Here is a 20306-nt window from a genome sequence, read left to right as displayed (position 1 = left end):
GACTGGACCTAACGAACCCCCTTCCCCCTTTTTCGAGTTGTAAACTCGTGGCGTTGGGGGAAGTGTGAACAGCAAGAAGACTACAGAAACAACCGATTGGAACGGAGATATCGATAAAGAGACAGTATGCCTGATTTTCCAGCATGCAACTAGGGATAGTGTTTAGTTAGTGGCATTGTGCCAGCGAGCGAACCTCTGCAACCAATTTCAGCTGTCTTGGATTCGACGTGACTGAAGCAGTTCGAAAACGACGAGGTTCGACGCTTCGATTCTCGAAAAATCCGTTCGACAGCGTTCCGATTTCCGTGGCGACACATCTGAAATCGGAGTACAGCTCGTTGGAGTACAGTTTGGAGATGTTGAGCACCAGCAACGAGAAAAACGGCAGTTTCAATATTGTGTTTTTGCCGAAGTTCGCGCAGGAAAATTTCTGTGAGGGTGGTCGTAGTCGTCGCAAACAGCCGGCCGTGAAGCAGTTTGTTCTATTGCGGATCGGCGGCATTCACAAGAGCACAGCTATTGTACAGCCCATCAGAATGGCTCTGCCATTCTGAGGACGGCGTACAGCCAGAATTGCTGATCGTTGATGCGAATCACTGTTTCGTCGAGCGCAATCTGATTCGGAGATTTCCCTGAGTCGGGCTGTAGATCGGCTTTCTGTACCCAATCATGGACGGCTTTGCGACTACGCTGGACACCCAGCGAATCGAGTAATTCGACGGTATTCGACAACGATAGTCCCACAACATGCGATTGAATACCCCACGCCATCGCCACCTCGGGTGTCCGCTCACGCTCCACAAAATCCAAATCAATCCAGACTCTGTGTCCGCTGAGGCGGCTGATTTCTGCCATAGACCAGCAAGAAATCTGTCCGCCTCACTTTTCACGGTTAACTAAACACGACCCCCATAGCTGAGACACGAACAGCTACGTACAACGGGCACGCTCGTTGTTTGAAGAAGCCTGACCCGGGGGCTGCCGTCTTTTTTAGATGTCTCTCCGTACCCGGTACTAATCGACTCAGTGCCCGACTGCCCCATCCTTCCACCATGTTCGACAGACGGGCGCTTCTTAAGAGCACTGTGGACTGCCACCCGTGCGGGTCTCTTATCACACCCGAGGTTGGCCCAAACCGGACGATTTCGACGTTGCTGTCCGGTACAGTCTTTGCAGCGGCGGAAGTCGAGTCCGTCAGAGATCGTCCAGAAACGGTCACGATGCTCAATGGGGGGGGTCTGCTTCCTAGCAACCCGCCACAGGATTTATTTCGGTAGGGATGTGCCACAGTCGGTGACGTAACGCCATCTGAAGCCGGCATTCGGGTAAGGCATTATTACGATTCAGACCGTCCCAAGATAGCGCTCCAATGGATTGAAGCTGTAGACCATCGCGAGTCCCACTCTCATGAACTCCATTTCGCAGTACGACAGATAGTACGACCCATCTCTTCGTGGGCCAGCAAGACCCCTTTCTCAGGGTCAGCTCTTACCGTCAACGACCAAGTACTCGATTTCTCATTCCGAATTGATAGCTAAGTCTGATTATGAATTCGTTATAGAGTCGCTAGGCCTGTGTGCTCTAAATCCCTATCGTTGAATCCAAGAATCAGTGATTCATTGATCGATATCCTTCTGTGCTAATTCCCGAATCTTTTCTTTCGTCTCTTCGCGATGCTCGCCGAACGCTACTTCGAAAACCCCCCGGTAAAAATGCTTGTTCTTCTCGAGCGTGATGTCCTCCCGCTTCAACTGTTTTTTTAGCCGCGTGAATGTGATCTCGATATCCTCGCTCTGTTCTGGTTCAACGTACAGCGTGGCAGAGTCCCAGTCCTCCCGAATGTTCAAAGGGTCCTCACTCGCTTCCCCTGCCTCCTCAGTGGTGGTTTTAGTATTCGTCGAGCCAGCACCCCTTTGCTGACCTGACTGCTCTTCTGTGGCGGCTGCAGGTTCGCGGTCTTGCCTCTCTGTTTCCGATGTCGCTTCCGTCGTTTCGTTGTCTTCCGCGACTTCTTGATTTTCTGCTTCTTCTGACGGGTCGTCAAATCTTTCGTCCATTCCTCGGGGCATACTTATACCTCCACCTGCGTTTTGTCGAACGCCTGTTCAATTGTCTCAGCAACATCTATGAACAGGTTGAGCTCGACTTGCTGATCGTTCGCGTCCTCCCATTCGAAGATATCGCAGCCGTTGTCCCATGCGCGCTGTATTGCCACCCGCATTGGAAGCTTGAAGATCGGCGCTAGTGACGCATATGACTCGTCAAAGGCTTCCAGGAATTTCTGTGACTGCCCATCGTCTCTATACATATTTGCCAGCAGTCCCACGATCGCAATCTCGATTTGTTGATTATCCTCGATGGATTCCAGTTGGTCCCAGAGATCGTCTAGGGCGTCTCGTGATGTGGCCTGAGTTTGTGCGGCCAGGAACACGTTCTGCGCCGCAATAAACGCTGTATCCGTCAGAACCGAGAGATCTGGTGGGCAGTCAATCAAGATAAAATCGTAGTCATGACCGCCGTCAACCAGCCCCTCGAGGGCAGTTTTCAGCGAGAGACGAGCACTTGCATCGTCCATCCAATCCCGGGCGAGCCCCATGTCTTTGTGGCTCGGCACGAGATCGAAGTTCAGATGTTCGTAATCGTCGCTATGGATTACGATTTCTGAGAGTATCGTGTCGTGCGTGCGTGGATTATCGACGAGGACATCGAGAAGATTCGGATCATCAGTCGCGAGCGTATTTGGAAGGTCGTTCTTCGGGCTTGAGGGGTCGTTATCGTCGCCCGGGCCCAGTCCTAGGCCTTTCGTCATATCAGCTTGTGGATCCATATCGATCGCGAGGACATTGTGATCTCGTGAGGCCAGTGCCGCAGCACTGTTTATTGTCGCCGTTGTCTTCCCAGTCCCGCCTTTCTGATTGCCGAAGGCGACCGTGGGAATTCCGGTTGATGGTGTGACGCCCCAGCCACGAGGTGACTCGGTCATAGTATGATCATTGATTCAATGACTCATAAATCTACGTCAGACATCTAATCCCGTTCTGGAAATACTAGAGTTCCATATTCAGCAGCATAAGCTTCTAACAGGCACTTGTGGTGTTGCATTTGATGAAAGATCAAAGAATCAGCGATTCATTGACTCAATACATTCTGGAATTCCCGCTTTGCTGGTTCCTCAAGGAATGAGGCTTGCTACTGGTAGTTACTGAATCACTGACTCTGTACTTTTTACGGTAGGTGATTCGTTGACTCTTTATTTCTTGGATTCACTGATTCAGTGATTCTGTGCTTCAAATATTCGTTAACACGACCAGCCTCTATAATTCACTGAATCCCGGAGTCAACTTCTCAATAACTCTAAAGTTTATTGATCCACTAATTCTGTGAGTTGCAGACTCTGTGACTCACTGATCCATACCACCTCGAAATCGAGCCGGTAGATCCTGGCGAAACGAACATAGTTGAGGTCGAGAGCGACTTTGGGGTGAAGTGGTCGTGTTCGACTTTCTGGACACCAGCGTCCTCCTTGCCAGTGCCGCTGATAAATCACTAGGGATAGAGACAGTCAGCAAGATCTTCATCGGGACGGAGAAAGACCACAATCTCTACAGTGATATCGAACCGCGTCGGGAACACGTCCGCCGCCGCCGAAATCTGCCCCTCAATTTCGTCGATGTCCATCACTGGTCTTGATCGCTCAGTTTCGAACTCCATCCACCCGTACGGTAACAGCAAGAAAATCGCGTTATCCACATCTACACCATATGAGTTTCTTTGCTGGACAGTTTCCAGCCTTACCGATAATATTGAAGCTATTTTTGAAATACACAATGTCGGAAGTGTTTACTTAGTGAGATTGTGCCAGCGAGCGAAGCTCTGCAACCATTTTCGGCGGTTTCCGGGTCGATGTGACTGAAGCAGTGTGAAAACGACGAGGTTCGACGCTTCAGTTCTCGAAAAATCCGTTCGATAGCGTTCCAATTTCCGTGACGACACATCCGAAATCGGAGTCCAGTTCGTTGCAGTGCAGTTTGGAGGGGTTGAGCGCTATCGGCGAGAAAGGCAGAAGTTCGATATTGGGTTTATGCCGAAGTTCGCGCAGAAAATTTCTGTGAGGGTGGTCGTAGTCGTCGCAAACAACCGGGTGGGAAGCAGTTCGTTCGATTGCGGACCGGCGGCGGCATACAGCCAGAATTGCGGATCATTGATGCGAATCACTGTTTCGTCGAACGCAATCTGATTTGGCGATTTCCCGGATTCGGGCTGTAGATTGGTTTTCTGCACCCAATCATGGACGGCTTTGCGATTGCGTTAGACACCCATCGCTTCAAGCAATTCGACGGTATTCGACAACAAGAGCTCCGTAACGTGCAATTGAATACCCACGCTATCGGCATACGGGGACAAAACTCAGTCGGTATCGGCGCATAAAATTCCGGCTTGTGATTGAAGATAGAGGCTTCCGCCGTCTCCCGAATCAATCTATGGAGCGGAGGGGATGAGAGTGTAACTGTGAGTGGAGGGGAAGAGGGTATTTCCGGTATAACAGCGTTCAGGATTAGAGAGGAGATCAAGTCCAAGATTTTCAACGGGAGCAATAGAATCCGATCAAGCGTCAGTTTATAACCATTCGACTGATATTTGAAGAGTGTCGACTATCTGGATCTAGTAGTCCTCCCACTGTTTCATCCCAGTCAACCCCCGGGTGTTTCCGCGTAAAGTGTTAGTCGAGATACTCCTGAATCGACCGATTCGCCGTGACAACGTCAATGGCGTCACCAATTCGAGAGTCCTCGGAGAGGATATCCAGCGTCATTCCGAGGTCGGAGGCCAGTTCAAACACATAGTGAGGACCACCACGATTACCAGTCTGTTTTTTTGTTGCGGTGATGACACCCATCAGATCGAGCTCAAGTAGGTGGTCGCGAACGCTCCGTTGGGTCCGAATGTTTGCATCTATTTCCGTAGCGATATCCTTATATCGGGCGTACAATTCGGTTGTCTTCGCTGGCGTCTTTCCCTCTACTTCTAGTGCGACGACAGCGGTCAGTGTGAGTTGGTCCTGTACCGTCATCTCACGAATTCCCTTTTCAATGTTCTTCCTATCGATGCGGTCTTGAGCAGTCCGTACATGGTGCTCAGTGACCATATCACTCCCAGTGTTTGCCGCCAGTTCACCGGCTTTATACAGATAGCGGAGGGCCTGTCTTGCTGACCCCTTGTCTTGGGCTGCGTGTGCGGCACAGAGTGGGATTACCTCATCCTCTAAGACGCTCTCTTTGAATGCCTGATCGGCACGCCGCTCCAAGATAGACCTCAATTGATTCGCGTCATAGGGGGCGAAGTGAATCTCCTCGTCGAACAGGGTATCTTTGACTTTTGGGGACAGATTGTCGCGGAATTTAAAATTATTTGAGATACCGATGATGCTCAGATGCATATCGTCGGGGATATTACCGTTTGACTTGGCACGAGGAATCGAGTACAAGATTTCGTCCGATGTCCCAATATTGTCAATCTCATCCAGCACAATGATAACTGTTCCACCGATTTCGGTAACAGCATCAAAGAACTCGTCGGTGATCTTACTTATTGGGTGTCCGTTTAGATTGTCGCCAGTGAGTCGTTCAACGAGATTGATCAGTACATGATAAGAGGACGAGTCACCAGCGCAATTGTATTGTACCGTGGTAATATTTAGCCCCGCGTCATTGGCAGCTGCGACAAGATCGTCAAGTTTGAATTCGACACCAGCTGTCTTCCCTTGTCCGGTTTTCCCGAAGAGAAACATATTATGTGGACCGACACCCGTGTTGCGAATTGCAGGTGCGAGCGCATTGTGGATCTGGCCTAATTCTTCATCACGTTCAGGCAGTTCCTCTGGGTCCCAATCATCAGTGAGTGGACGCTCATCCTCAAATATCGGAGACCCGCGTTCAAATGTCCGTGACATACGGTGTTTCTTTAAGCCCGAACACATAAGACTAGGTGTTCGGTTGTATCGAATGGTTCGTTTACTACGCCCGTTACGGGTATTTCTGCAAACCCCCCGGGTGTTTCCGCGTTCCTCAATTAAAGGGTGCGAATCAAGAATTGTATACGAGAAGTGAAAACCACCTACCCCCGCCCCCGGGTGTTTCCGCATAATCTGCTAGATGGTCTGTGCGGTGTTAAGGTGTCATGAACTTCAGAAGGGGGATACCAGACGATACACCGAAAACGTTCTCTACCACAGAATTCAATATCATGGTGAACTGGTGAAAATTCCTCTCTGAGTTTGTTTATATACTTTTCTTTCTAGCTAGTTATTACCTAGAACAGTATAGAAGGTGACTGGTCGAACCACAACTTATTGAGGCTCTACAGCCGCTTTCCCTTCTTTGGAGTCTTTACCTCTTGCAGCCTCTTCCTACATTTATATGCAATCCTTCGATATATCTATCTGGCCTGCCTTGCTTATACAGAGTTTACCCGGAAACACCCGGGGGTGGGGGTCCCAAATCTTGAGATTATCCTCCTTACACCCATTATCAACATCTGTTCCCGGCGAAGCCTTCGGTATGGGACGCCAGGGGTTAGTGGGACGCCTATCGTACCAGAGTGTGCAAGTGCGTACTCAACCCGATACTGGTGACTGTCCTGCATCTGCTGGAGTTCGGCGATAACGTCCTGATGGCCGGCTTCCCTGGCGTCGGTGAGACACTGCTGGAAGTTCCCGCCACAAGGATTGATTGGGTGCCAATCGATAGATTGGAACTGCGTTAAGACGAGATGGAACGGAGATGGTTCTTGAAACAGTTCGATTAGTCTCTGCTGAGGACTCATATCGCCCCAATTGGTAGTCTGCTACGAGACCGTTGGAGCGTGTCATACAATAGTTCTCAACAGGAATGCTTCGCTCATTTTTCTCCGAATAGAATCTGAAATCCCGTATCTCTCTGAATCAGGCGTGAAACGAAGTAGCCAAAATTACCGCGTAGAGGGTATGAGACGTATTCTATGACACGCTGTGCTTCTGAAGTCTAAATAGTGTTCATGGCTATCGCTGAAGCGCCCATGAAGCTAGGCCGACCAATTCTCTGAGTGTCAAACCAGCAGCGAATACGTAGGTAGCTTGAACCGGAATATCAAATGTTGTCATGATTGCCACGAAGAGTGACATAACGAGTGCCATGCCAGTCCATGCAGCTGCGAACATTCGTCCCGACGGTGTTGCATAGGAACCCAACCCAGACATAGCTAATATATTAGCTGAGGCCATAATAAATCATCTGTCACTGCTGATGATACTTACCCGACAGCATGGCAGTTTCTTAATGTGACTTGGATCCAGTACGACCCCTGCTAACTCACTAGTCACTGTAACTAATAGCAAACAGTTCTATTAGATTAGAGAATATTAGCAGCTTTTATATTCTATATTGTAGACTCCAGGAATAAGTGCTGCCTCTCGGAGCTGCCCGATTTCGATTGTGCTGGATGCCCATCCTGTGCGAAGAGGAGAATCACGAAAAGAGATAGTAGAGGATCTGCTGGATTCAGCCCAAGATACCGTTCACGTCGATAACGTACTGATGGATCGTAGGTACGACAGTCGGCACACTGTGGAGATGCTCAGCCAGCGTGGACTGTCGTATCACGTCCCAAAACGAATGGAGACAAGCGAGAAACCAAGCAAAGCGATTCTTCCAGCGAGGTCAGGATCGGTACGAGACTGACAGGAAATTTCATCTCGGGAAGAAGAATGGCAGGAGACGATACTTATTTATCAGCAAAAAGAGGATCCTGAGCATGACGACCACCAACAGTACTCAGCGTTCATATCTAACCGCAGTAATAGCTTCCTCACTGAATACGGGTATCAGTGAAAGAGCAAGGTCCGATACAGATCGATCAAGCGATCCATGGCTGCCACCCTGTCGAAAGATTCCGGGCTACGCCTCTTCTATTTCGTATTTGCGTGTCTGCTGTACTCGATTTGGCGACCCGTCGATTTACTCGTGCGGGTCGAGCTGACTGGTGAGTACGAACACTCACCGATGGTGACAGCAGATAACACGCTCACGTTGTTGAAGAAGGAGACTGGGATCGGGTAAAGAGAACTCAATCTGGGGGAGCGCAGTGTCGAGTTGCTACACTACCCAGTCTTCTGAATTCGGCAACGCTCTTGCGAAGTACGTTGTTGGTGAGTCAGAGAACTGCCTGAACAATCTCTTTGAGCGCTTTTCGACCCGGTTTTCGGAGAATACGTCGTCGAAGTTGGAACGGTCTGAGATACGCAGCCAGTTTGTCTTTTGAGACGCCTCGATGCGGCGAGAGCCACGCGCCAGCGACGCGTGGCTCTCGCACGAGTTCACGTGAGCGTCTCCATCGACATACTCACCGTCGCCATGAATTACTGATTCTCGGTGGTAATCTTCATCCTTGTCAAGTGGATCGTACACTCGAAATCCGTCGGTGTAGACAGTTAGCGACTCCTCCTCACGGCTGCCGAGAAGGAGTCGCACCGTCGATTTGTCGTCGGATTTCGCTGGAACGACGTATCGCTGATCGGTGCCGCGATCTACGAGCGTGAACACTGGCGGTTTGTCCCCTTCGTACGTTCCCCGCCCACGTTTTCGAAAGGGCACGCGAGCGTGGCTCCCGGTCGCGCTCGCGGCCTTTCTTCCCTGCAGCGACGTAGAACTCGTCAATTTCGACCGGCCCAACTAGATCGAGGGTAGGCGCGTCGAGCGTTCTGGCGAACTGCTCGACGCGCCGCCGAAGCGACCGGTAGGAAACGTCGATTTCAGCGTCTAGCTGGCGGATACTCGTGTTGAATCGGAGGGACGAGTAGAACACAAACAAGAGCCTGTCAAGGCCGTTCTTCGCGTGCGCGAAGATCGTGCCGGTCTTGGGGTTGAACGTGCGGTCGCAATCCTTACATAGATACCGTTGATACTCTCGATAGCTGCCGTGTTTGATCACTGACTCAGACTGGCAGCGCGGGCAGTAGAGGCCATTGCGCCAGCGAACCTGCTCCAGCAGGTTCGCGGCGCTCGCCTCTGAGCTAAGCAATTCAAATGGGAACATTGCGTTCGGGTGACGCTACCGCGTCACCCTTGCCCGCTACGCTTTCACAGCGTCAGGTCTACCCAACCAACAACCTGCTTCCCAAGAGCATTCGGCAATATCATTAGTATTGGAAGGGGAACGAGTGGCTGAGTGCTAATCTGCAGCGGTTTCCGCTCGACGGTTCGTCCAAATACACGCATCAGGGGCCCCGCTACACCCCCTGTAGTATCAACTTCCGAAATCTGTCAGTAGTTGGGGCATATCATCTCAATGTATTTAGATCGTTGTCAGGAGGTCGCGGACGATCGGTCGTCATGGCCTTGGTAGGCATCCACCATACTTGATGATGGTAAGAACGTATAGCATCACTCACATTGAGCAGCACGACACCAGAGACGAAACTGCCCGATTGGGAGCATCCGGTGTAGCAAGGCTTCAAACAGTTCGAGATGCTCGGAGATAGCCGTGTTCACTGTCTCTGGAATTTATCAAAAGCCAATTGTTATTAAATCGCTACTTTTGGTTCATCGACAATCATTTGCTGAAGTCGTTCTGTGGTTTCGCAGTGATATTACTTAGGACTTCTCGAAATCGCTCAAAAGGTTTGTTCAAGTCAGGTCACCCAGTATCAAAATTCTCGATAGCGTCACCGAGAACCGCCCGAAGGAATGCAGCAAAGCCTGATTCGTACCAGTCATGGAACGCTGTGTAGGAGAGCCGATCGCAGTTACCCATCTCAATTGGAGTTCAAAATACTTGCAGGGAGAGATCTGAACACGCAGCGAAGCCAAATGAAAATGTGTAAAAGAGCGTAATGATGTCGACTTCCGCTCACGCTCAACAAGAGTGCATCGCAGACGTACCAACGCAGGCCCGTGAGGGCCGGCCATCCATCTGATCGAGCAGGCATCACCAGCAGTATCAGCAAGAATCCATTTCCCCAGATGTCATCGGGACATCGCCAACATGCGCGAAGACGGCTGGGACATCACCCGTTTCAGCTGACTTGAGACGCTTCACAAGCGACGCCGCAGTAAGAAGGTCATCAATGATTTTGGGCGGGGCCTTGTTTTGTTTAACCCGGACCCCACAAGCCCATAGTGGCTTTGCAAGGTAGTAATACGCGCCGGTTGGCATGAGGATAACGCCACGCTCACCGCTCAGTTCAGTACTCCAGGCACCGATAATCGCCTTTGCAGCATCTCTTGTCTGGTTCGTCTCTTCTTGCCACGATCGGTCACCAAGTGTGGCTTCTCGCCATGGCTCGTTGAGTACGTCCTCAAGAAACTCTGGCGTTTCGGGCACACCGTATGGTGTTTCAATATCGTACTCAAAGAGGCGCTTGTAGGCCGACAATTCACTTGCCTCTACAACGACTGGGTAGACAACTTCATTCTCAGATTCAGAGAGTTTGATCGTCGGTTCAGACGAATCTTCCGGCTCAGCTGAAGTGGTATCGTCCAACAACGAATCAATGAGGCTCATAATAGCTAGCTATATGGAAGGATAATCATCCTTGTGTCGGTTGAATCCAGTTCGGTTGATCGGTTTACAGGAGTTTCGAGAGTCGGTAATGATAGTCCGCCCCGTAACGATTTTCTGTCCAACCTCAATGGCAAGGGGTGGAATGCGGAGCGTGTGCCTAAGTCAAGTTCCATGTTCCATCAAATCTTGAGGTTATAATGTTCTGATCAATCTGTTGGTTATTAGAATGTCAGTTGTGGTATGATAAAACGGAGACAGACAACGAAAAGACCATAAAAGGCGATTACTGTTTTTTCTACAGTAAGGACATATGATGCGTCTAGGTGGGTCGGGAACTCGTTGATATCTGTCTCAATCGATGCGTGGTCACCGATAGTGTCGATCCCGGCCAATGATCTATTCACTCGGCGCACTGGACTAACGCTCGGACTCCAGTCGGCATCTCTGAGTCACGTTCTTTAACGATACGTGCTTGCGACCACAGATGATTAACTCACACCAGACACAATCATCACAACAGCCACATAGACTCACCAGTAACCAACTATTCTGCACCTGATCACACAGGTGCAGGTGTGATACATACCACTCCAGAGCACTATCAACTAACGCCTCGAATAATGAGTTTATACGTCTTGGAGACGGTGTTATAGATATGATTCAACGGATATGGAAAACAGTCACGCAATATCTTGAGTCGGGTGCAGAGAACCACACCGCAGTTGATGCGTGCATAGACTGTGGGAAGCCATCTCTTCCCGGGACTGGTCGTTGTACCGATTGTTTGGACAACTGACTGGCGATTAGACTGAGCGATCACTGTTCGTAACTTGATAAACACTTATTTTCAATGCAGGCTGAATTATCTATGAAAGAATATGAACGCAGACTTCTCCCCTCTCTTTTCTGTGCCTAATGATACACAACATTTCGGCCACTGCCCAAACTGCGAAGAACGCATCACGTCACCGTGGCTGCTGGTTGAATATGACAAGACGATGACACAGAAAGCATCTGGACGGAGTGTTCAACGTGTGTACCTGTCTTAGCTGAGCGTTCTCTTTTTCACTAACTCTCCGTGAGTTGTTCTGGTGTTCGTTGAGCAGCACAGTGAGCCACGTTACCCTATTGTTTTCTCTGATCGCCATACACTCTTCGGCATGACTTTCGGACCGACGTGGAGCTACCAAATGTGGGAATGCTCTAGTCTACTGTAACGCTTATTACCCCGCTGTCTGGCAATGCTTTCGGCGTTGAGAATGTACCGGAACGTGAGATGTTGATCCAGTACCGAGACGACAGGCGACGATGCCACTCAGAAAGAGCAATTCGAGGCGCTGTACGAGCGTGTAAGCAACTCTCATGACGAATTCATAGCTGTTTGCCGCCAACACCGAACCGTACGGAACTAGATTGTAAGAGTAAAACGGGTTATGATTGGGCGGTGCTGGCGTTAACCGAGATACTCGTCAGGCGATCGAATGATGAGGTGGTCACGGATTGCTTCAATCAGTTCCGCAGGGAGCCTCACATAGCCATCGCCGTCTTGATTTTTCCCGAAGAGTTCCTGTGCGTCCGTCTCGATAACAATCTGTTTGAGATTGCCACCAATCGTATTGAACGTGACGTTATGCAGGGTTCCGAGTTCTTCGCCGTCGGTACTCACTACTTGTGTGTTAGAGAGTGTGCTTGCGAGGACCGTCTGCATACATGCAGACCTGTTATAGCCAATGTACAAATAGATTTCACTTCATAGTCTTCACGCCGTTAGAACCAAAGCCCACCATCCAACTACTAAACAACAGCTATCAGACAATTTCTGCGAATTCTCCTCCGCTTTTTTCATCAACTCAGTTAGTGATGACATATCCAAAGACCCTGTTTCAACGAAACCGCACATCTGTTTCAAAACGCAAATATAGCGGATACAAATTACCGATAGAGCATGCACGATCTAACAGGGTTTCAGCGTGATATACTGTACACGATTGCTGGCCAGCACGAACCACATGGTACTGCGGTTAAAGAAGAGTTAGAAAACTATTACGAGGGGGATATCCACCACGGTCGACTCTACCCGAATATCGACACACTTGTCAAGAAGGGCCTCGTCGAGAAGGGGCAGCATGACCAGCGAACAAACTGCTATACGCTCACGCGCCGTGGACGTCGGGAGATTGACGCCCGCCGTGACTGGGAAACCCAATACACCGACTAAATCGCTCAGCCCTCTTCCGCCTCTGCCATTGTCGAGTGGGTGTTGTGAACCGACCCAACGTCGCCAATCTGTCGGGAACTCTGGTTGCGGTCGTATCTATTCGGGGTCTGTCGCTCGGTGAGCCAACGCTTCCCGTCTCTATGTCACTCTGATTGGTCGTAAGTCTGTCTTGCAGCTGTCATAGTGTTGTCTGTAGTACCGTTGTCATTTTGTGCTTGATTGTAGCTTTGGCTGTTAAGTCGGTCCATCGACAAGCACTCCTCTCCTGTCACGGTTTGAGCGGTCAGCTTGACTATCGAATTAGGAACCACATCGAAAATGGTTCCAGACTGTGGCGATGTGAATCGGCCGCATTCACTTCTTCTTGGAGGGCAGTCAATCCAGCTCAAAACAATAGCTACGACGATTCAGACACCACTATAACCACGAACGACCGAACCAAGCACTCGATGGACAAACGCCAACTGAGGCCATCCAGAATTAGATAATGTCTTGTGGAAGCACTCTTGGAGAATCGGATTCAGGGGATTGACAGCGATCTCGCTCCAGATGGAGGACAGGCGGAAGACGTTCGCGACCGAATGCTCGTATCGGATGGCCTCAGCTCGGCAAACGACCTCGAGCCACGAACGAAACGCGTTTTCGAAGAAACAATGACTTTCATTTTACTCGCCAAGGGTGGTAGATTCGAAGTGGAAGCCGCCTCTGGAAATCGTTACGAGGCCGAGATCATCGCGAAATTCTGTACCTGTCCCGACTGGCAGCAGCGCACTCCAGACGGTGGTGTAAACATATGCATCGCGTCGATCACGATCAAGGAGACCAACGACAATCGCTACTACTGGCAGTGGTGGGAAGGTCATAAAATGACCTTCAAGTACAACTCAGTCAACCCAGACGAGTAAGCCTCGAGGAGGTAGACCAATATCGATGGGACCACACACCCCGAATTTCCGTCGTTTCTCACCGTCTCCGTATCATAGATTGTACCGACGACAAAGAGATCGTAGGACACCCCTCCATTTTCGGTTTGTAAATCGGAGGGGGATAAGAGATACCACAGCAGATCTATGGGTACATCGAATCTATTGACTCACTCACTCCCCGTTTTCGAGTTGTAAGACGTTGGGTATGGTAATACACCTAGTTCGATGTTTCACCCACCCTATTTTCGCGTTGTTAGGGGAAGTGAACCTTGAAGCAAAATCCACATAATCTGGATTTTGCGAATGATGGTCTAGATGATACGGTCTTTCTCACACACCCCATTTTCGAGTAGTAACCGCCAGAATGGTTAAGAAAGACCGGCGCTGGTAGGACCAATTCACGAATGAAAGTGATACCGTATTTCGAACATGATGGCTCGCGAAGTTGCTTTGGTGATCCTGAATGTTCCTCTCTCCCCTTTTTCGGGTTGTAAGTCACTTGGGACAGTCCACTTCAGACGCCAGATCGTGAGCGTTTGGTGAACTGAAGTTACTATGGAGCGTATAAGATGTAATAAAACACGGAATTAAAACCAAAGACAAGTGTCTACATTCAGAGATCTCAATCATCTAGCTAAGTCAGACATTATATTTTTACTCTCCACAGTACTATTACAATAAGATCATATAAAAATAAAAAATTTGTATTTCTAGCTGCATCGTATTTAACAGTAGTTGTTAATACGGCTAGTTTATTCAGTTCCAATCTTGTAATAAACTTTTCAAACGTATTCTTACGAGGTAAGATCTGAGTAAAGAAATCGTGCTACTATCTACTGCTAATAATACACTGTACCGTGTTTTGCACGAGGTCGGCATCCTCCTCAACAATATCCCCAAACTCGTTCCAGTCCCGGCCGTCATAGCTGAGCCGTAGTACCTCATTGGACACCTGACGACACTCCAAGCGGGCTTGGTGAAGCAAGCTTTCGTTGCCCATCCAGTGGAACACGAGTGTCTTCGTGAGAGCCTGCGTTTGTGTCATACGTCGCCTTGTTCGATAGGCTCGGAGATGCGGACGACTTTCACGTCGACCCCACGCCACCGTTTCACGACGCCGACGTGGGCACTGTTCAAACACTTTGATCTCGCCGTCAAAAGCGTCCTCACCATTAATTTCAAACCAATTCATTATGTTCGTATATCTGTTTAATTATGCCGGTGGAGTCGGTTCGATATGGGTGAGAAGGGGTCGAGTCCTCCAGTTTATAAGGTAAATGCCGGATTCGAACAGCTATGCTCCAAGCCTTTCGAGTCTATTTAGCCAACTCCAGACTGTGTTTGGTGGACATCGTGGCATTTGACGATCGAATTCTGATTGGTATTTCCTTGCATTTGATAATAGGTGGGGAATTCAACGATAATTGACTATTTTCGAGAGGAAATTTCTGAAATCTGGAAGTGGATACGCCAATAGAAAACAACGCTGCCTGTGGCCTGGAGGCTGTCGTAACTACCTGTATGAGAATCCAGTATGAAGTGTGACCTACGCACCACTACGTTCAATAATTATTAATTAGCGCCGGATCTTTTTTAAAGGGTTGAGCAAGTGGACGGAGAATACTAAGAATATTGGAAACGGATAGCCTAGTTTGTGACTACACGGCCTGAGCGTCCAGTTTGGTTATTGTAAGGCACCATATTAAACTCTGCATCGCTTGGATATCTCACTTCCCAAACTATAGTACCCTGAACATGATCTCCATGCAGTTCTGTTTTATTTGGGAAGCCATTCCGGACGTCAGTGGTGACCTCATGTGGGCTATGTTCCTCATCTGTCAGTCCAGTAAATGACCACTGTTCTTGCCCGACACTAACCCTATGACCAGGATCTGTTGCCATCTGAATAGTAGCAACTACAAACTTATTACCGTCTGATGGCGTTTCTACATCTCCATCACTCTCTTCGATAGATTCCGTGATCCGATACTTAACCACTCGAAATCGGACTTCTGAACTATTATGCACTGTCTCACCCCAGTTCCCAATTTCGACAACCACTGGGCCGTCTGCTGGTGTTGGAGTGGGCTCTGGAGTAGGTGCTGGTGTTGGAGTGGGCTCTGGAGTAGGTGCTGGTGTTGGAGTGGGCTCTGGAGTAGGTACTGGTGTTGGAGTGGGCTCTGGAGTAGGTACTGGTGTTGGAGTGGGCTCTGGAGTAGGTNAGTAGGTACTGGTGTTGGAGTGGGCTCTGGAGTAGGTACTGGTGTTGGAGTGGGCTCTGGAGTAGGTACTGGTGTTGGAGTGGGCTCTGAAGCCGAATCCAGTGCTTGTAATGCTGAAATTTCAGTGTTAGTCGCAGTACCAGTAGCACCTACTGCAGCAACTATAACAACACAGATGATGATTTGTTGCCTCATCAAGTTTGGAGAGATTCCCAGCGGATATTGTTATATAATACCTATCGGAGAATCGCTCAAGCAATGGCACTATCTAACTGAAAGGTAGCGCATGTTCTCTGACCGAAATGGGCTAAAGTGCAGCGCCACCCCAGTACATATTCTGTCTTTTCGAACTGCCGCTCACTGTCTTGCGATACTGTTCCTAACGTCCCCAATTAATACAAACCTCAGAGAACACACCTCTCCAGACATACAATTTCCGATACGAAAAATGATACCCAACAGAGTGCTTCCACATATCTACTCTTCACATCTTTATCCCACAGCTGTCGCCGCCTTCTACACGATGCACACAGGTTCGTATATTAAAACGGGAGAATGTCATCAACTCAGTACCGGATAACAGTAGTTAGTAGCATGGTTTCTTTATTCGGAGATCACCTCGTAAGAATACGTCTGAAGGATTTATTACAGGGCTGAAGGTGAATAAACTGGCCGCATTAACAACTACTGATAAAGCATTACTTACTGACTCGGTTTGAATGTCCAGCTCTGTCCTGATAAGACATCAGTCGTGATTAAGATACGCTCGAAGAAGACCGAGCTGGCGGCGGCGACGTGCATCCCCTCTTTTCGAAGGCATTCTTAATCAATGGTTACCGGCAGAATCGGTTATCAAGGATGGTTCGTGGAGACAGTCTGGTGTAAAGCAAGGACTGTCAATGCAGCTCGTAAAATCATATTAACGATTCTTGTGTGGTCATGATCAGAAACGACGACGTCTCCACGGGGCGCCACAACTGTCTGTTAGACACATCCGGCACTGTCTAGTTAGTCACAACCTCAGCTGGCGTTCGATTGTTTAGTGACTGATGCGGTCGCTGGCGGTTATAATAATGTGCGAACTGCAAGCACCAGCGGCGAACGCTCGACCGACTGCCCACCCACGAATTATGGAAGCGGTCGATCCGTATTTTGAGTGTCTGAAACCACTTTTCAATTAGGTTTCGGTCTGTGTAATCACGCCGACCGCTGAGCCCTAATCGAGCAAGGGCAGTCTGATAGCCGAAGCCATCGACGAGAAACACGGCCTCAGAGAGGTCGTGTTTCTCGGAGAGTCCATGCAAAAACGCAGCAGCTGGATCGGTCCCGTGAGATCCGAATAGATCGACACCCAGTATCAACTTGGTGTCGAGGTCTATTGCGGCATATAACCAAGACCACTCGTCATTGATTTTGACAGCGGTCTCGTCTACCGCGACCCGCTTCGGCTGCGCCTCAGGCGGGTCGGGAACGCTGTCAGCTACTCGATGAACCCACTGAAAAATTGCCTGATGAGAGCGTTGTACGCCGAATAAGTGCAGAACTGCTTGTGTTTCTCTAAGTGAACAGCCAGTCGCGTGGAGCCGGACGGCCAACGCCCTGACGGGCGTGGCCGTCCGCTCTCGCTCCCAACATTCAAGATTTGCCGTGTCCAACGTCTCTCTGAGCAGTTCTGGCGACAGCATGAACAACCCAAAGCATGAACTGCTCACTTCTCAAACTGGCTTAACTAGACAGTGCCGTGACACGCAACTTGTAACGATTTGGAGCCATTAACGAGAAACACAGCGTCGTCAACGTCGTGTTTCTCGTTGAGTTCGGTGAGAAAGGAATGAGCGAGAATCTTCGTCGTGGTCGGTCTAAGCTTTGTATGAAGCAATTTATTCGTCTGTGGATCGACAGCAGCGTACAGCCAGTACTGTTCATTATTGAGTTGAGCACGGTCTCATCAACCGCAACGTGATCCGGTGACCGACCACCTTCGGACTGTAAATCAGCCTTGTGAATCCAATAAGAGATGTTCCGCAGCCGTGAGGGGTCGACATCACAGAGAGTTCCGTCGTCGATGCCGCGTTCAACGATGCCTCAAATGGTGGCTGCCAGTCGCTCGTCGAGCTGTGTGAATTATTCGCGAAATACCTCGTTTGTCATGGCTCGTGACCGGGGATGGCTAGTGCCGCTTGGAGTCGCCGCTGTTCCGTGTCGGACTGAAGTTGCAGAAGCTTTTCTGTGGACACTCAAGATATTCTGATAGTTTGTCGCCGATCTCTGTATCGATCGCTTCCTCGAATCTATCGACAGTGAACTCCAGAAACGCAGCCGGAAGATCGTATGTTATGTCCTAGTGACACTCAATAAGTGGCCTTCACAATATTTTCTTCGGCGCTACTCGTGAATCTTCGGGTGAATCAGTAGTTAGCGTTCGTTTGAGTGGCTCTCGCTGAATTTGGTTCCCGAATGGTAGTAGGAGTCTGTCTTGTCTTTGTTACAGTAACGGCCTCAGGCGAAGATCCGCGCAGACCTCCACCTGCCCAAAGTGCAGTCCGACGGCATCCGTCTGAAGAAGTGTGTTAGCGACTCATTCGAGCTGTTCCAACTCGAACTTTGTTCGGAGCTAGTAACGGATCGTGTTCGTCGGCAGCGAGTCTTCACTTGATTTACATAGTGTGAAGATTGAGGTTCCGTCGGCAGTCGTACCGACGAGGACCTCGTGAATGTCCTCTGCGTTGTATCTGCGTTGTTGGCAAGGTCAGGAGCAACTTCCTCGTCGACTGGTTTGACGAGGAAATTAAGGAGTTCGTCCTGATGGATTTCACTGTCTGCTTGCTTCTGTTTGTTAGGCACACTCGCAGCAAGCAGACATCCTAACTCCCGGCTTTGTGGGGTGCTGAGTCTCGGTAAGTAACCAGTTCTACCCCTTGCTGACACTAATCTCGAAGCTATTCATGGCCGTCGTAGTCCCCGAGCGACTATGCTTCGGTGTTGATGGAAACCAGTGTGTTCCGGTCCTAGATATCACCAGTTAGTCCACGGGGCATAGTCATGTCAATACTAGAATAACATGGTTGGGTATGAACGGTGCAATGAACAGGACACAACAAGAAGTTTAGCCATTGCTATGATTTAATCAGCTCTCGCTCCACATATTACCTCTCTATTCAAACGGTCAGGTTGAATGATCAAATGTTGTTTCAACCCACTTCAGCCGCACTTGCTGCTCTGAGAGTGGAATCAGCAGAGTCAAGTTGACTGCTTATTTAGTCAATATTACTGGCGAACCCACACCAGTATGACAAATGAGAGAGAAGGGAGACTCTCCTCCGGTTACGCCCCTTCATGCCCATCCACCACGAACCCCCTCAGAAGCGACACTATCGCAGTATTACAACCAGAATGCAAATATGCACGTACGCCATTATAACCACCAATGATCGATGAGACGTCATTTTTCGGAGATATTTCCGGCACCCGTGAGGAGATCCTTGAAGCCACATACTATGCGCTGTGTGAACATGGCTATGCGGGACTAACCATCAAGAAAATCGGGGCCCATTTTGACAAAAGTCAGTCGTTGATCTATCACCACTACGATAACAAGGATAGCCTGCTCCTAGACCTGCTCGGGTATATGCTCGAACAGATTGAGCAGCAAGTCCTGTTCTCAAAGGAACCCCCTGGAGACTACATCGATATCGTCGTCAACGAGATATTCGACGAGACAGAGAGCCAAGGCTGTGCTTTCACACAGGCCGTTATCGAACTCCGCGCACAGACGGCACACAATGAGGAGTATTACGAGCTGTTTCGCCGGAGCGACAACTTCATTCGCAAACAACTGACCCAGATTATTCGCGCCGGCGTGAATAAGGGTGTGTTCGATGTTGACGAGCCGAAAGAGTCGGCAGCGCTGTTTCAGACTGTCCTTATCGGCATTCAGACCGAATATTTGACCGCTGACACACAAACTATCGCGGAGTCAAAAGCTGAGTTCCGTCGCTACGTCGAGACGTGTCTACGTGCCTGAGACTGCCTGCTGTAATAACTGATCTGATGCGCCACCACTGGATTGTGGACCTCTATACGGACCTACAGTCTGCATTTCAGTAGTGAAAACAAGTGTGTGTACCAGTTACACAGACTATTTACAGCATGACTCTGTTGTTAAATGCCCTGCCATGCTGACTGTTTAATTGGTTAGTGTACGGCTTAGAAGGTTGAAATTGAAGAAGTAGATTGGCATGCAAATTAATCTCCTCGACTTCGTTGAGAAGTGTTGTGAGCTAACCAAACACGACGCTTTATGTAGGGATGTGAAGATTTATAAACAAACTCTTGAACATTCCCGAGCGACTCATTGAGAGTGCGACCTCGTTCGTCGGGAACGTGAGTTCCAGTGAGCCATCG

At 49.4% G+C, this 20306-nt stretch carries 13 protein-coding genes and 8 pseudogenes; 7 read left to right on the top strand and 14 right to left on the bottom strand.

Going from position 1 to position 20306, the window contains the following annotated elements:
* Nucleotides 1-162: 162 nt before the first annotated feature.
* The 6 genes and pseudogenes from C444_RS08160 to C444_RS08145 form a co-directional block, all read right to left on the bottom strand.
* A pseudogene (locus tag C444_RS08160) lies at nucleotides 163-855 on the bottom strand (IS6 family transposase).
* A 761-nt stretch (nucleotides 856-1616) separates the two neighbouring features.
* A complete protein-coding gene (locus C444_RS08155; RefSeq protein WP_004592207.1) occupies nucleotides 1617-2057 on the bottom strand; it encodes a hypothetical protein in 441 nt (146 codons plus the stop codon).
* 14 nt (nucleotides 2058-2071) lie between these two features.
* Complete coding sequence (locus C444_RS08150; RefSeq protein ID WP_049909313.1) at nucleotides 2072-2983, bottom strand: ParA family protein; 912 nt, start codon at nucleotides 2981-2983, stop codon at nucleotides 2072-2074.
* A gap of 563 nt (nucleotides 2984-3546) precedes the next feature.
* Nucleotides 3547-3750 carry a hypothetical protein gene (locus C444_RS21755; protein ID WP_152420790.1) on the bottom strand — a complete coding sequence of 68 codons (204 nt, stop codon included), beginning with the start codon at nucleotides 3748-3750 and terminating at the stop codon, nucleotides 3547-3549.
* Nucleotides 3751-3840: 90 nt separating this feature from the next.
* Nucleotides 3841-4383, bottom strand: a pseudogene (locus tag C444_RS21170) (IS6 family transposase); the annotation flags it as partial.
* A gap of 337 nt (nucleotides 4384-4720) precedes the next feature.
* Nucleotides 4721-5950 (bottom strand): Cdc6/Cdc18 family protein, encoded by a 1230-nt coding sequence (locus tag C444_RS08145; RefSeq protein WP_049909311.1) that lies wholly within the window; start codon nucleotides 5948-5950, stop codon nucleotides 4721-4723.
* 647 nt (nucleotides 5951-6597) lie between these two features.
* On the opposite strand from C444_RS08145, the gene C444_RS23040 reads away from it, so the two are divergent.
* Both C444_RS23040 and C444_RS22730 read left to right on the top strand, forming a co-directional pair.
* Entirely contained in the window at nucleotides 6598-6762 is a 165-nt protein-coding gene (locus C444_RS23040) for a hypothetical protein (RefSeq protein ID WP_161607600.1), read from the top strand.
* A 698-nt stretch (nucleotides 6763-7460) separates the two neighbouring features.
* Nucleotides 7461-8093 (top strand): annotated as a pseudogene (locus C444_RS22730) (transposase); the annotation flags it as partial.
* A 94-nt stretch (nucleotides 8094-8187) separates the two neighbouring features.
* On the opposite strand, the pseudogene C444_RS08130 reads toward C444_RS22730, so the two are convergent.
* The 3 genes and pseudogenes from C444_RS08130 to C444_RS08125 all read right to left on the bottom strand — a co-directional run bounded on the left by C444_RS08130 (nucleotide 8188) and on the right by C444_RS08125 (nucleotide 10536).
* A pseudogene (locus C444_RS08130) lies at nucleotides 8188-9069 on the bottom strand (IS1595 family transposase).
* A gap of 603 nt (nucleotides 9070-9672) precedes the next feature.
* Nucleotides 9673-9911, bottom strand: a pseudogene (locus tag C444_RS22725) (IS4 family transposase); the annotation flags it as partial.
* Between the two features lie 61 nt (nucleotides 9912-9972).
* Nucleotides 9973-10536 carry a hypothetical protein gene (locus tag C444_RS08125; protein ID WP_004592201.1) on the bottom strand — a complete coding sequence of 188 codons (564 nt, stop codon included), beginning with the start codon at nucleotides 10534-10536 and terminating at the stop codon, nucleotides 9973-9975.
* An 878-nt stretch (nucleotides 10537-11414) separates the two neighbouring features.
* Between C444_RS08125 and C444_RS23245 the strand changes: the two genes are divergently transcribed.
* The gene (locus C444_RS23245) at nucleotides 11415-11585 is read left to right on the top strand and encodes a DUF7837 family putative zinc-binding protein (protein ID WP_446685134.1); all 171 of its coding nucleotides are present in this window, start codon (nucleotides 11415-11417) and stop codon (nucleotides 11583-11585) included.
* 404 nt (nucleotides 11586-11989) lie between these two features.
* Here C444_RS23245 and C444_RS08120 read toward each other — a convergent pair whose 3' ends face one another.
* Nucleotides 11990-12244, bottom strand: coding sequence for a PRC-barrel domain-containing protein (locus tag C444_RS08120; protein ID WP_004592200.1), 255 nt, complete (start codon nucleotides 12242-12244; stop codon nucleotides 11990-11992).
* Between the two features lie 237 nt (nucleotides 12245-12481).
* On the opposite strand from C444_RS08120, the gene C444_RS08115 reads away from it, so the two are divergent.
* The 3 genes and pseudogenes from C444_RS08115 to C444_RS22275 all read left to right on the top strand — a co-directional run bounded on the left by C444_RS08115 (nucleotide 12482) and on the right by C444_RS22275 (nucleotide 13659).
* The gene (locus C444_RS08115; RefSeq protein WP_004592199.1) at nucleotides 12482-12754 is read left to right on the top strand and encodes a PadR family transcriptional regulator; all 273 of its coding nucleotides are present in this window, start codon (nucleotides 12482-12484) and stop codon (nucleotides 12752-12754) included.
* A 260-nt stretch (nucleotides 12755-13014) separates the two neighbouring features.
* Nucleotides 13015-13238: pseudogene (locus tag C444_RS21160) on the top strand (IS6 family transposase); the annotation flags it as partial.
* Nucleotides 13239-13248: 10 nt separating this feature from the next.
* Nucleotides 13249-13659 (top strand): hypothetical protein, encoded by a 411-nt coding sequence (locus tag C444_RS22275; protein ID WP_004592198.1) that lies wholly within the window; start codon nucleotides 13249-13251, stop codon nucleotides 13657-13659.
* A gap of 1062 nt (nucleotides 13660-14721) precedes the next feature.
* Here the strand turns inward: C444_RS22275 and C444_RS22720 are convergent.
* From C444_RS22720 to C444_RS22715, 4 genes and pseudogenes are all read right to left on the bottom strand, one after another.
* Nucleotides 14722-14817, bottom strand: coding sequence for a DUF2080 family transposase-associated protein (locus C444_RS22720; protein WP_229775365.1), 96 nt, complete (start codon nucleotides 14815-14817; stop codon nucleotides 14722-14724).
* Between the two features lie 2089 nt (nucleotides 14818-16906).
* A complete protein-coding gene (locus C444_RS08100; RefSeq protein ID WP_004592196.1) occupies nucleotides 16907-17587 on the bottom strand; it encodes an IS6 family transposase in 681 nt (226 codons plus the stop codon).
* Between the two features lie 56 nt (nucleotides 17588-17643).
* A pseudogene (locus C444_RS21150) lies at nucleotides 17644-17912 on the bottom strand (IS6 family transposase); the annotation flags it as partial.
* 435 nt (nucleotides 17913-18347) lie between these two features.
* Nucleotides 18348-18746 (bottom strand): annotated as a pseudogene (locus C444_RS22715) (ISH3 family transposase); the annotation flags it as partial.
* A gap of 583 nt (nucleotides 18747-19329) precedes the next feature.
* On the opposite strand from C444_RS22715, the gene C444_RS08095 reads away from it, so the two are divergent.
* Entirely contained in the window at nucleotides 19330-19926 is a 597-nt protein-coding gene (locus C444_RS08095; protein WP_004592195.1) for a TetR/AcrR family transcriptional regulator, read from the top strand.
* The last annotated feature ends 380 nt before the right edge of the window (nucleotides 19927-20306 follow it).

Source organism: Haloarcula japonica DSM 6131 (assembly GCF_000336635.1).
Lineage (GTDB): Archaea > Halobacteriota > Halobacteria > Halobacteriales > Haloarculaceae > Haloarcula > Haloarcula japonica.
The sequence above is the reverse complement of the archived record's forward strand: the minus strand, read 5'-3'. Positions and strand labels throughout refer to the sequence as shown.

Coding starts and splice junctions, on each gene's coding strand:
- C444_RS23245 (WP_446685134.1), top strand. CDS start 11,415: ATGAACGCAGACTTCTCCCCTCTCTTTTCTGTGCCTAATGATACACAA.
- C444_RS08155 (WP_004592207.1), bottom strand. CDS start 2,057: ATGGACGAAAGATTTGACGACCCGTCAGAAGAAGCAGAAAATCAAGAA.
- C444_RS08125 (WP_004592201.1), bottom strand. CDS start 10,536: ATGAGCCTCATTGATTCGTTGTTGGACGATACCACTTCAGCTGAGCCG.
- C444_RS08145 (WP_049909311.1), bottom strand. CDS start 5,950: ATGTCACGGACATTTGAACGCGGGTCTCCGATATTTGAGGATGAGCGT.
- C444_RS08150 (WP_049909313.1), bottom strand. CDS start 2,983: ATGACCGAGTCACCTCGTGGCTGGGGCGTCACACCATCAACCGGAATT.
- C444_RS08095 (WP_004592195.1), top strand. CDS start 19,330: ATGATCGATGAGACGTCATTTTTCGGAGATATTTCCGGCACCCGTGAG.
- C444_RS08120 (WP_004592200.1), bottom strand. CDS start 12,244: ATGCAGACGGTCCTCGCAAGCACACTCTCTAACACACAAGTAGTGAGT.
- C444_RS08115 (WP_004592199.1), top strand. CDS start 12,482: ATGCACGATCTAACAGGGTTTCAGCGTGATATACTGTACACGATTGCT.
- C444_RS08100 (WP_004592196.1), bottom strand. CDS start 17,587: ATGCTGTCGCCAGAACTGCTCAGAGAGACGTTGGACACGGCAAATCTT.